The following is a 12,857-nucleotide window of genomic DNA, read 5'->3' as shown; positions in this document are numbered from 1 at the left end:
ATTGTGGGTATTAATTGTTATACGCTTACTCAATTACAAACAGCGTGCCAAAAAACATGAGTAGTATTTAAGTGATTGATAATGAGGGGTATTTTATTTTTATGAATAAGAATTATTGTATGTGTGAGAAATTTTAACGTACTTAGTTCATAAAGATTATACATATACTCTATGAATCCAAAATGGTTTTTGTTTCTATTCCTGTTATTAAGTATAAAGGTGATTTCACAGGTAACTCTTGATGATAAAAAACTTGAAAAACGATTAATTTCACTTCAAGAAATTACCAAAACAGTTGGTTTTTCAGTTGCCATTATAAAAGAAGATAAGGTAATATATTCCAGAGGCTTTGGGTATAAAGATTTAGAAAATAAATTAAAGGTAGACGAAAATACCCTTTTTCCAATAGGGTCCACCTCTAAGGCGTTTACAACCGCTCTACTTGGTTTGATGGAAGAAGAAAAGGAACTTAACTTTAACGATAGCCCTAAAAAGTACTTACCTGAGTTGGAGTTTTATAATGATGATTTAAACAATAAAGTTACCATTTTAGATATGATAAGCCATAGAACAGGCTTACCAAGGCATGATTTTTCATGGTATTTATTTCCTACAGAAAGTAAAGATAGCCTATTGCATCGTGTAAAATATCATGAGCCATTTACCGGAATGAGAGAAACCTGGTATTATAACAATTTTATGTATTTAGCACAGGGCTTAATTATTGAAAAACTTACAGGAAAAAGTTGGGAGCATAACATAAGAGAACGGTTTTTTAAGCCTTTAAATATGGACTCCTCCAATTTAACAATTAAAGAATTAGAAAGTCATGATAATATTTCTAAAGGTTATTCTCTAGAAAACTTTATTTCAAACAAACCAATGCCTTATTATAATATTTCAGCAATTAGCCCTGCTGGAAGTATTAATAGCAGTGCTAAAGAAATGGCTAATTGGCTTAAAATTTGGCTAAATGAAGGTTTGTATAACAATGAGCAAGTATTACCTAAAAAATATGTAGAAAAGGCTATGAATCCTTTGATGCTTGTTGGAACTGGTATAGCTGATAAGCAATTTCCCGATCAGCACCTTAATAGTTATGGTTATGCGTGGTTTATTTCCTCATACAAAGGACATTACCGTTTAGAACATGGTGGTAATATAGATGGGTTTTCTGCTAATGTTGCTATGTTTCCAAACGATAAGATAGGAATTGTTGTGCTTGCTAATCAAAATGGGTCTTTATTACCTTCATTGGTAAGAAATGCTATTGCTGACGAAATTTTAAATTTGAATAGAACTGATTGGGTATCTTACTATTCTGAAAAAGAAGCTAAATATAAATTGCAATTAGAAGAAAAGAAAAAGAGCCAAAAAGATAGTAAAGTGCAAAATACAAAGCCTTCCCATAGTATGGCAGAATATTCAGGAAAATACCACCACAAAGGTTATGGGGATTTTAGAATTGAAGTAAAAAACGATTCACTTTGGGCTAATTTCACCCGAGAAAAAGCTTTTTTATTACATAAACATTATGATGTTTTTATACCTTATTTAGTTAAGGATAATAAGGTGGATTTGAATGAAGATTTGGGATTTAATTTTAATTTTCAAACCAATGATAACGGTGATATTGCAAATGTAAAGCTAAAGTTAGAACCTACTATAGATGCGCTTACTTTTGAAAGGCGTATTGAAGAAGTAGCAGTATCTAAGGATACATTGAATAATTATATTGGAACTTATTTGCTTTCGGGTTTAGAAATACAAGTTTATTTTAAAACCGAAAGGTTAATGCTTTTTGTACCAGGGCAACCGGAATATTCCTTAACTCCAATAGCTGAGAGTGAATTCATAATTAAAGGATTATCGGGTTACAAAGTACAATTTCTACAAGAACATGATGTAAAAAGTTTAGTATTGCATCAACCTAACGGTATTTTTACAGCTAAAATGAAATAGTAATGTCGTTATTTATTATCTCTTTTTCTGTTTTTTAATGTTTCCATTTTGCTTGTAATAATAATAATTGTCATCATTATCATAACGGCTGTTATTGCTGGCGTAATCGTTTTCTTTTCTTAAATTATAGGTTACAAAACGGTTATTTTGGTTTACAAAACCACGAACACTAGCAATTTCACCCCATCTATTATAATTTACCTTTAAATTACCAACCTGACTTAAAGTTCCATTTTTTCCACGACCATAATCGATATGTACCGAGCCAACCCTAGAAATTTTACCATATCTATCGTAATTTAAAACGATGTTATTTATGCTCCTTATATTTCCATTTCTATCACGAGAAATGTTTGTTCTCATTGGTACAGACGAAGAATAATTAACTGAAATTCTAGGTCCGTTATAAGAGGCATTTATAGTACTTCTTTTGGAATTTGAACCATAATATGTAGTTCGATTCAAATCATAATCAAAACTTCCATCTGGAAAGATAAAGAATTCTACACCGCGTTCAATAAACGAAATAGGTTGGGCGAAACGGTAATGTTTAGAAACATCCGTGGTATTGTTATTATTTGAAAGATTTTCAGCTGATACAGTCGTTATATTTATTAACAGACCTGTAAGTAATAATAGTATTGTTTTCATAATTCAAAATTTTAAAAATTAATATAACCGTTTTTTTATATCCGATATGCATCTCGGAATTTTAGCTTTTTGGTACTTGCTACAATTAGCTGCTTTTCAATTTACGTGCCAGAAAAAAAAGGTGTGTTATAAATAATTGAAAATCAGTATTTAATTATTTGTTAATGTTTTTAGCGGTTTCTGTTTATAGTATTTTCATTACTTTCCAAAATGCTAATAGGTTAAAGAAAACATAAAACATACTAATTAGTATCTTTTTTAAATACCTTTGACACATGCAACAAGATTTAAAATCGGAGCTTACTAAGCAAGTCATTATAGATGAAGCATTCAAGTTGTTTCATGAAAATGGTTTTAAAACTACTAGTATTGATAAAATAATGGTAGCAACCAAACTTACTAAAGGAGCATTTTACCATCATTATAAAAATAAACAAGAATTAGGGTTGGAAGTAATTCGTTCTATCCTGCAAAAACGCGTTTATCAAGCTATGATAGAACCGTTGGAAGCACCTGGAAACGTGTTTGAAATATTGGAAAATACCTTTTTAAGCCGTATTAAAACCTTTTCAGTGTACGACAAAAGGCATGGTTGCCCCATGAACAATTTTATTAATGAAATTGGCGATAATGAAACGGTTTATCAAATAGCTTTAAAAAATATTGTAGAGTCATGGAAATTAGCTTTAATAAAACTAATTGAAAAAGGTAAAATTGAAAATTCCATAAATAAAAATGTTTCGAGTAGTGCTGTTGCGGTGTATTTAATTAGTGCCTTTGAAGGTGTTCGCGGCATTCGAAAATTATATGATGATGATTTTATCCTAGATGACTACATGGCGGGTCTATCATTATATCTTCAGCAATTAAAAGTAACTCAATAAAAATAGAAATATGTCATTAAAAGATAAAGTCATTTTAATAACTGGCGCATCGAAAGGAATCGGTAAAGAAATTGCTTTTCTATTGGCTGAAAATGGCGCAAAAGTAGTTGTTAATCATTCAAACAGTGAAGCAGAAGCTAATGATACAGTAAGTGAAATAATGAAAAATGGGGGCGAAGCTATTGCTATTAAAGCTGATGTAAGTAAAAAAAACGAAGTAACCCAGTTGTTTGATAAAGCAATAGAAGTTTACGGAAAAATTGATGTCTTGATTAATAATGCTGGTATTTTAATTTGTGAAAAATTAAAAAATAATACGCAAGAAGATTTTAACCGACTTTTTGATGTGAATGTTAGAGGTGTTTTTAATACCCTACAGGAAGCCGAAAGTAAATTAGCAGACAATGGTAATATTATAAAAATTTCATCAAGTACCGTTAAATTAATGTTTCCAACGTATGCGCTTTACTCAGCATCAAAAGCAGCAGTAGAACAAATTACGCGTGTGTTTTCTAAAGAAATTGGAAGAGGTATATCGGTTAATGCATTAGCACCAGGAGCCACAGCTACAGACTTGTTTTTAACAGGTAAGTCTCAAGAAACTATAGATAAATTAAGTGGTATGAATGCCTTTAATAGGTTGGCAAAACCTATTGATATTGCGCGTATTGTACTGTTTTTATCAAGTGATGATTCAAAGTGGATTTCTGGTCAAGTTATAGGTGCCAATGGTGCCTTAGTTTAATTCTAATTATAAATATAAATAAAATGAAAATTACATTAGTATCAACTATTTTTTTAAGTATATTTTTTCTTTCGTGTAAAGATAAAAAGGAAATTACAACGGTTCCAGAGCCAGAAATCACTTTTGAAAATAAGGCAAAAGAATTGGTTTATAACATGGTTGAAAAGGTGGGTAATTACAAAACGCTTGCCAAGAAAAAAGATGTTGTTTATACTTACACCTATCAAACACCAGATGATAAAACCGATATTTCTATAGAAAAGTACATTTTTAAAGATGAATTGTCATACGGGAAATATATAAAGCATGAACGCACTTTTCCAGAATTGGAGGGAGCTTTTGAACAAGGTTACGATGGTACAGCATATTGGCTGAAACACAATGGTGAAATTTTAACGGATAGCACGCGATTAAAACGTGTAGCTTTTAACCGCCCAACGAATTTTTATTGGTTTGCTATGTTTCAAAAATTATTAGATCCAGGTGTAAACTATGAGTATGTTGAAGAGAAGGTTGTAGATAACAATGTATACGATGTTGTTAAAATATCTTTTAAATCTGTAAATAGCAAGCCGACAGATATTTATCAGCTTTATATTAATAAAAACAGCCTGTTAGTAGATCAATTTTTGTTTACCGTAGCAGATTTTGGAGTTGTAGAAACTCCTTATTTAATGAAATTAGAGTATGAAACGATAGATGGGATTATGATTCCAACAAAACGACAGTATAAAAAATCCAATTGGGATGCTCATGTTACCGAGGAGCCTTGGATTACTGTAAATTGGACTGATATTAAATTCAATAACGGCTTAACAAAAGCTGATTTTACAAAAAATTAAGCTTCATGTATTTAGGAACTTGATTGTTTCAAGTTTTAATTTAAATAAATGCCGAAACACTTTAAAATGTGTTTCGGCATTTTGTTTTTCTAAGCTTGGTTTTGAAGGCTAAATGAAGTTTAATTTTAGATTACTGTTATAAAATTTTAAACAATTGACTATCAGGAAGGTTTGTGATTAAAAACTTTTTTTAATTTTATAAAAACCAATTTTATGAGAAAAAAACTTATAACCTGTGCTAATTGTGAGAAAAAAATTCAGCAAGATTTTAAATTTTGCCCTCACTGCGGGCAAAATTCCAACGAAGAATTATCAATCTCATTATTGTTTTACAATACCATAAATAATTACTTTTCAGTAGATGCCCGTTTTTTCAAAAGTTTTTTCCCGTTGGTTTTTAAGCCAGGATATTTAGCTAAAAAGTTCACAGAAGGCAAACGGTTATTGTATTTACATCCAGCACAGATGTATTTGTTTGTTTCGGTAGTATTCTTTTTTGTGTTTTCATTTGTACAGCGTGATCAGGTGAAAAGTTTTGATGAAAATCTTGCCAAAACCTTGTATTCTGAAAATAAAACAGATGTTAATAGTGAAATTAAGATTGAAGATTCCTCGGCTTATCTGCAATTTAAAATAAATGATTCATTGGGTTCTAGAAAGGATGATCTCAATGATTTTGGGTTTAATAGAAAACGAGTTGATTCATTAATTGCCGTTGGTACGGATGATGTAATCATTTTAAAGGAGCTAGGCTTAAAGGGCGATGATGGTGTTTTTAAGCGGCGATTGATTACCCAAGCATTAAAGTTTTACAAATCGAGAATGGGTGGTAGTATTTTACAAGGGTTTTATGATTCCATTCCAATTGCAATGTTTTTATTGCTCCCTATTTTTGCTTTGATTTTAATGTTATTTCATAGAAAACGAGGGAGTTATGTGTATCACTTGGTTTTTAGTTTTTACTATTTCTCGTTTTTATTTGTTTTGTTTCTTGTTTTTTTATTGATAAACTTTATATATGATACTCCAGATTGGGTGTTTAATTTACTTGTGTTATTAGCTTTTTTGTATTTAATTAAAGCTGTAAAACGTTTTTACCAACAAAGATTTTTTATAAGTTTTATAAAAAGTAGCGCCATCACTTTTATGTTTTTTTTACTTGTAATACCAATGGCAGTAATTACCTTATTTACTATCGTATTTTTGTTTTATTAGAGTAAAATGGTTTAAAGTTTTTCCTTTAAGTATTTAGCTGTTTCGGAAGCTGAAACTTTTATGATTTCCTCTGGTGTGCCAATGGCTACTAAATTTCCTCCATTTTCACCACCTGTAGGGCCTAAATCTATAATATAATCAGCGCATTTAATCAATTCTAGATTATGTTCCACAACAATAATAGAATGACCATTTTCAATTAAAGCATTAAATGATTTTAATAGTTTTTGGATATCGTGAAAGTGTAGCCCAGTTGTAGGTTCATCAAAAATGAAAAGCGCTTTATCTTTGTTGTTTCCTTTGCCTAGAAAGGAAGCTAATTTAATACGTTGTGCTTCACCACCAGAAAGCGTAGAGGAACTTTGTCCGAGGGTTACATAGCCTAAACCAACGTCTTGTAATGGCTGTAGTTTGGTTTTAATTTTTGTTTGGTTGTTAGCCTCAAAAAAAGCAATGGCATCATCAATTGTAAAGTTTAAAATATCATCAATATTTTTTCCTGAAAAAGTAACTTCTAATACCTCTTTTTTAAAACGTTTGCCTTTGCAAGTTTCGCATTCAAGGTGTACATCAGCCATAAATTGCATTTCAATTGTTACTTCACCTTCTCCCTTGCAAGTTTCACAGCGTCCGCCATCTACGTTAAAAGAAAAGTGCTTTGCTTGGTAATTTCTAATATTGCTTAATTTCTGATTTGCAAATAATGCACGAATATCATCATAAGCTTTAATATATGTTACAGGATTAGAGCGTGAGGATCTTCCAATAGGGTTTTGGTCCACAAATTCAATCTGTTTAATGTTGCTAAACTGACCTTCCAAACTTGTAAACTGACCGGGTTTATCACTAAAATCAGTTAACTTTTTTTGCAGGGCAGGAAATAATATTTTCTTTACCAAGGTGCTTTTTCCGCTACCAGAAACTCCTGTAATTACGGTAAGCATACCCAAAGGAAAACGAACATCGATATTTTTTAGGTTGTTTTCTCGTGCACCAATTATATCTACATAATATTTTGAAGATCTTCTAGTTTTAGGAACTTCAATTTTCATGGTTTCATTTAAATATTGTGCAGTAAGTGAGTCGGAAGCAAGTATATCTTCAAATTTACCAGAAGCAACTACGCTGCCACCAAATGTACCGGCTTCTGGGCCAATATCAATGATGTAGTCAGCTTCTTTCATAATGTCCTCGTCGTGTTCTACAACAATAACGGTATTTCCTAAATTACGTAACTGCTTTAAAACATAAATCAATCGCTCCGTATCTTTAGGGTGTAAACCAATACTAGGTTCATCTAATATATACATAGAACCTACTAGGCTACTTCCTAGAGAGGTCGCCAAGTTTATACGCTGACTTTCGCCACCGGAAAGGGTGTTGGATTTTCGGTTAAGTGTTAAATAATCTAAGCCCACATTGGCTAAAAACGATAAACGATTATTTATCTCTTTTACTAATCTATCAGCAATTTGAGCATCATAATCGTTTAATTCTAATTGTTTGAAGAAATTAGTCAATTTATCTAAAGGCATTTCAACCAAATCGGTTATCGTAGCATTTCCAATTTTTATATAATTAGCTTCCACGCGTAACCGTTTGCCATTACATGTTTTACATTTGGTTTTCCCACGGTATCGTGATAACATTACACGGTTTTGAATTTTATAAGCTTTTGCTTCTAATTCTGCAAAAAATGAATTTAGGCCTTCAAAATATTTATTTCCATCCCAAATGAGTTGTTTTTGCTCATTCGTTAATTGAAAATAAGGTTTGTGTATAGGGAAATCAAATTTATGAGAATTGTTAACCAATTGGTCGCGATACCAACTCATGCTTTCTCCACGCCAAGGGAAAATGGCGTTATCAAATACAGATAGCCCTGTGTTTGGAATGACTAAATCATCATCAATCCCGACTATATCGCCATAACCTTCACATTTCGGGCAGGCTCCATACGGATTATTAAAACTGAATAAATGAACGTTTGGTTCTAAAAAACTTAAACCATCCATCTCAAATTTATTACTAAAATAACGTTGTTTGTTGTCATTTAAGGTTTCAATCAAACATTCGCCCTTACCTTCAAAGAAGGCCGTTTGAACAGCATCAGCAAGTCGGTTTTGAAAATCTTCTTCATGTTTTAATATAATCCTATCAACCACTAATAAAACACGGTCGTTTTCCTTCAAACCTGAGGCTTCATCAATTCTTGTAACTACCTCATTTACTTTTATTCTAGCGTAGCCCTGGTGTTGTAAAGCTTTAAGTTTATCTTCCATGCTACGACCGTCTTCTAAATGAATAGGAGCGAGGAGTAATAGTTTTTCCTGTTCTGTAAATGAGTTCAGGTAATTTAAAACATCGGTAACGGTATCTTTTTTTACTTCCAAACCTGAAATTGGTGAATAGGTTTTTCCTATTCTGGCAAAAAGTAGTTTTAAATAATCATAAATTTCTGTAGTGGTACCAACTGTGGAACGAGGATTTGTAGAGTTTACTTTTTGTTCAATTGCAATTGCGGGTGCAATTCCTTTAATGTACTCCACTTTAGGTTTGTTTAGCCTTCCTAAAAATTGGCGTGCATAACTGGATAAACTTTCCACATAGCGTCTTTGCCCTTCAGCATACAGCGTATCGAATGCTAAACTAGATTTTCCGGAACCCGATAACCCGGTGATTACTACTAATTTGTTTCGTGGTATAACAACGTCAATATTTTTTAAATTATGAAGTTTCGCACCTTTAATAATGATGTTTTCTTTGGGGGTTACTTCCGAAATTTTAGTAATCATAAGCTTGAAAGAAATAGGTTAGCAAAGATACTATAAGTAATTCAGCCTAAAAAACAGATAATACCTTAATTAATAGTTAAAAAAATGTGTTTTTTATTGCTTTTTTGGAATGATAGTTGTTATATTTGGCATAGCTAAATAATTATAAATCAACACTTGCCTATAACGCAACATTACTTTTAAATTGATAACCCCCAAACAAGGAAGGTAACTTCTTTGAAAAAAGTAATGATTATGCAACACGAACTTATACAGGACTCTTCCTTAGTTAGCAGTTATATAAAAGGAGATGAGGGTGCTTTGGAAATTTTAATTTACAGGCACAAACAAAAAATTTACAGTTTTATTTATTCAAAAGTTTATGATAGAGATGTTGCTGAAGACATTTTTCAGGACACTTTTATTAAAGTTATTCGTACTTTAAAAAAAGGGAACTATAATGAAGAAGGCAAGTTTTTACCTTGGGTAATGCGTATTTCTCATAATTTGGTGATTGATTATTTTAGGAAAAATAACCGGATGCCAAAATTTGATAACACGGATGAATTCGACATTTTTTCGGTGCTAAGTGATTCTAGTTTAAATGCAGAAAATAGTATTATTAAAGAACAGGTAGAAACAGATGTAAGACGCTTGGTTGAAGAGCTTCCTCAGGATCAAAAGGAAGTATTGTTAATGCGTATTTATGAAGATTTGAGTTTTAAAGAAATATCGGACAAAACAGGTGTTAGCATCAATACCGCCTTAGGCAGAATGCGATATGCCTTAATAAACCTGAGAAAAATTGTAGAAAAACACAATGTGATTTTAACAAATTAGCACAATAAAGTAAATTTAATTGCGTTAATAATTTAAATTAATACTTAAATTGTTAAAATGGCAAAAATTTACTCTGAAAATTCTATTGGAAATTTGAAAAACAAGGAACCGAAAGAAGAAACGGTTAATTTTCTTCTTAATTATTCGAAAGCGTTAACGGTAATAAGTTGTAATAATTTAAAGTTTGAAGCGCTTTTAAACTAAATGGTAAAAAGTCCTAATGCTTAATTTAAGTATTAGGACTTTTTAGTTTTTTGTATTCATTTAAAACGGATTGTCTTCCAATAGTTTTAGTTATGATGTCTTTTTCTAAATCCCAACCCCGTGCTGGCGAATAGTCGCGTCCATACCAAATAATTTGAAGGTGTAAGTCGTTCCATAATTCTTTAGGAAACAATCGCTTTGCATCTTTTTCGGTTTGAGCTACATTTTTACCGTTAGTTAAATTCCAACGGTACATTAATCTGTGAATATGAGTATCTACAGGAAATGCAGGAACACCAAATGCTTGAGACATTACTACGCTTGCTGTTTTATGTCCTACTGCGGGTAATGCTTCAAGGGCTTCAAAACTTTGTGGTACTTCGCCATTATGTTTTTCAATTAAAATTTCAGACAAACCATGAATACCTTTACTTTTCATAGGAGAAAGTCCGCAGGGTTTAATAATTTCTTTTATTTCTTCAATAGAAAGTTTTACCATATCGTACGGATTGTCAGCCTTTTCAAATAATAAAGGTGTTATTTTATTAACTCGAACATCGGTACATTGGGCGGATAGTAAAACGGCCACTAAAAGCGTATAAGGGTCTTTATGATTCAGTGGAACCGGTATGGTTGGATATAATTCGTTTAATGTTTTAATTACAAATTCTACTTTGTTTTCCTTCGTCATGTTGTATTTTTGTGGAAAACCAAAGTTAATATTATGAATACATTAAAGCAAGGAGACCAAGTACCAAATTTTGAAGTATTTGATGAACAAGGTAATGTTGTAAAATTATCGGATTACAAAGGAAAGAAATTAGTGGTTTTCTTTTATCCAGCAGCAAGTACACCAACTTGTACTGTAGAGGCTTGTAATATCAGAGACCATTATAAAGAATTAGCCGATGCAGGTTATGAAATTTTAGGAGTAAGCGCCGATACACAAAAGAAACAGTCCAATTTTAAAAACAAACATGGTTTTCAGTATCCATTAATTGCGGATGTTGATAAGGTTATGATTAATGCTTTTGGAGTGTGGGGACCAAAGAAATTTATGGGTAGAAATTATGATGGCATCCATAGAACAACATTTGTTATAAATGAACAAGGAATAGTGGATCGTGTTATTGATGGAGTAAAGGCGAAGATTCATGCTTCGCAAATTCTTGAGTAATAAAAAAGCCTTCTTAAAATTTAAGAAGGCTTTTTTATTTATTTTATTTTTTTACGTTTACTTAATACTAAAGGTTTTCGTGTGTAACCAAACATACGATAGTCTTTAATTAAATCGGCAATACCAACTGGAAGTTTGTCTTCCCAGCCACTTTCACCTTCTGCAATTTGCTGCATTATTTCTCTAGAGAAGATGGTTAAGCATTTTTCGTTATAATCCTTAATATCAATAACTTTTCCGTTGTATTTAAAGAATTTGTAGAGCTCTTTCATACGTGGGTATACTTTCAGGTTTTCACTGTTTATTAATTCCCCAGTTTCAATATCTATCATTGGGTATAAATACACTTTTAGGTCTTTGAAAAATAATTTTCCAAACGCTTCTAAAATACCTCCACTCATATGGCGGTAGTATTTTTCATCGAAGATATCAACTAAATTACTAACTCCCATCGCTAACCCCATTCGGGCTTTTGTGTAGTTGGAGAAGTATTCAACAACCTTATAGTATTCTTGAAAGTTAGATATCATAACTGATTGTCCTAGAGAGCATAACAAATCAGCTCTATCCATGAAATCTTGTTCGTCAATTTCGCCTTCGGCACGTAAATTTGATAGGGTAATTTCAAAAACTACCTCTGTATTTTCTTTTTGAACCTTCTTCTCTGCAACAAACATTTTGTATGCGTTTTCATACATGTCAATATTTACTTGAGTTACTGGTCTAAAACTTCCTCTAAAGGCTAAAATATTTTTCTTGTATAGAACACGTGCAGGAAGTACATTGTGTCCATCAGGGCCAAACATTACGGCATCTGTCATGCCATTTTTAACAAGCTGTAAACTCATTAAACGGTTATCAACGTTTTTAAACAATGGTCCAGAAAAGTTAACGGTATCAATTTCTAATTGATCTTTATCTAAATGGTCGTATAAATAACGTAACAGTTTTTTAGGTTCGTTATATTTATAAAAAGCGCCATAAATTAAATTCGTACCGATAACTCCTAATGTTTCTTGTTGCAATCGCGCATCTGTTTCTTTAAAACGGATGTGTAGATGAATTTCGTTGTATTCCTGAGTGGCTTCAATTTGATATTTTATCCCAATCCAACCATGACCTTTAAATTGCTTTGCAAAATCGATGGTTGTAACAGTGTTGGCGAACGAAAAGAACATTTTGTTAGGATAATCTTCTCTTTTAAGGCGTTTTTCAATCAAATCAATTTCATGATTCAGCATTTTTTTTAACCTAGCTTCTGTTACATAACGCCCATCATCTTCAGCTCCATAAATGGAATCGCTAAAAGCTTTATCGTAAGCAGACATTGCTTTGGCTATTGTTCCAGAAGCACCGCCAGCTCTAAAAAAATGTCGACTAGTTTCTTGACCTGCACCAATTTCGGCAAACGTACCATAGATATTTTCATTAAGGTTTATTCGAAGTGCCTTGTTTTTTAAAGATGGGATTTCTTCAAATTCTCTGTCTCCCTTTAAGGTGATTTCCATAGTGTTTTTTTGGGTTATTTTAAGATAAAAAAGTAAAGATATCAAATAAGTATTT

The 12,857-nt window shown here is 31.9% G+C and carries 12 protein-coding genes; 8 read left to right on the top strand and 4 right to left on the bottom strand.

Annotated features, from left to right (window positions below; translation table 11 throughout):
* Positions 1-171: 171 nt before the first annotated feature.
* On the top strand, positions 172-1,962 hold the full coding sequence (locus ABYI63_RS11225; RefSeq protein ID WP_372756443.1) for a serine hydrolase: 1,791 nt from the start codon (positions 172-174) through the stop codon (positions 1,960-1,962).
* A 15-nt stretch (positions 1,963-1,977) separates the two neighbouring features.
* On the opposite strand, the gene ABYI63_RS11220 is transcribed toward ABYI63_RS11225, so the two are convergent.
* A complete protein-coding gene (locus ABYI63_RS11220; RefSeq protein WP_372756442.1) occupies positions 1,978-2,613 on the bottom strand; it encodes a hypothetical protein in 636 nt (211 codons plus the stop codon).
* A 275-nt stretch (positions 2,614-2,888) separates the two neighbouring features.
* Between ABYI63_RS11220 and ABYI63_RS11215 the strand changes: the two genes are divergently transcribed.
* From ABYI63_RS11215 to ABYI63_RS11200, 4 genes are all read left to right on the top strand, one after another.
* Positions 2,889-3,497 (top strand): TetR/AcrR family transcriptional regulator, encoded by a 609-nt coding sequence (locus ABYI63_RS11215; protein ID WP_372756441.1) that lies wholly within the window; start codon positions 2,889-2,891, stop codon positions 3,495-3,497.
* 10 nt (positions 3,498-3,507) lie between these two features.
* The gene (locus ABYI63_RS11210; protein WP_372756440.1) at positions 3,508-4,242 is read left to right on the top strand and encodes an SDR family oxidoreductase; all 735 of its coding nucleotides are present in this window, start codon (positions 3,508-3,510) and stop codon (positions 4,240-4,242) included.
* Positions 4,243-4,265: 23 nt separating this feature from the next.
* Complete coding sequence (locus ABYI63_RS11205) at positions 4,266-5,084, top strand: hypothetical protein (protein WP_372756439.1); 819 nt, start codon at positions 4,266-4,268, stop codon at positions 5,082-5,084.
* Positions 5,085-5,297: 213 nt separating this feature from the next.
* Positions 5,298-6,299, top strand: a complete 1,002-nt coding sequence (locus ABYI63_RS11200) for a DUF3667 domain-containing protein (RefSeq protein WP_372756438.1) — start codon at positions 5,298-5,300, stop codon at positions 6,297-6,299.
* A gap of 11 nt (positions 6,300-6,310) precedes the next feature.
* Here ABYI63_RS11200 and uvrA read toward each other — a convergent pair whose 3' ends face one another.
* A complete protein-coding gene (uvrA, locus tag ABYI63_RS11195; RefSeq protein WP_372756437.1) occupies positions 6,311-9,094 on the bottom strand; it encodes an excinuclease ABC subunit UvrA in 2,784 nt (927 codons plus the stop codon).
* A gap of 234 nt (positions 9,095-9,328) precedes the next feature.
* Here uvrA and ABYI63_RS11190 point away from each other — a divergent pair, with 234 nt between their 5' ends.
* The gene (locus tag ABYI63_RS11190) at positions 9,329-9,913 is read left to right on the top strand and encodes an RNA polymerase sigma factor (protein ID WP_372756436.1); all 585 of its coding nucleotides are present in this window, start codon (positions 9,329-9,331) and stop codon (positions 9,911-9,913) included.
* A gap of 57 nt (positions 9,914-9,970) precedes the next feature.
* Positions 9,971-10,117, top strand: coding sequence for a hypothetical protein (locus ABYI63_RS11185; protein WP_372756435.1), 147 nt, complete (start codon positions 9,971-9,973; stop codon positions 10,115-10,117).
* Positions 10,118-10,142: 25 nt separating this feature from the next.
* Here the strand turns inward: ABYI63_RS11185 and nth are convergent, their stop codons facing one another.
* A complete protein-coding gene (nth, locus tag ABYI63_RS11180; RefSeq protein WP_372756434.1) occupies positions 10,143-10,808 on the bottom strand; it encodes an endonuclease III in 666 nt (221 codons plus the stop codon).
* Positions 10,809-10,841: 33 nt separating this feature from the next.
* Here nth and bcp point away from each other — a divergent pair, with 33 nt between their 5' ends.
* Positions 10,842-11,294, top strand: a complete 453-nt coding sequence (gene bcp, locus ABYI63_RS11175; RefSeq protein ID WP_372756433.1) for a thioredoxin-dependent thiol peroxidase — start codon at positions 10,842-10,844, stop codon at positions 11,292-11,294.
* 38 nt (positions 11,295-11,332) lie between these two features.
* On the opposite strand, the gene ABYI63_RS11170 is transcribed toward bcp, so the two are convergent.
* A complete protein-coding gene (locus ABYI63_RS11170) occupies positions 11,333-12,802 on the bottom strand; it encodes a TonB-dependent receptor (protein ID WP_372756432.1) in 1,470 nt (489 codons plus the stop codon).
* Between the last annotated feature and the right edge of the window lie 55 nt (positions 12,803-12,857).

Source organism: Mariniflexile sp. (assembly GCF_041583155.1).
GTDB lineage: Bacteria > Bacteroidota > Bacteroidia > Flavobacteriales > Flavobacteriaceae > Mariniflexile.
This window is presented reverse-complemented; position numbering and strand designations above follow the sequence as displayed.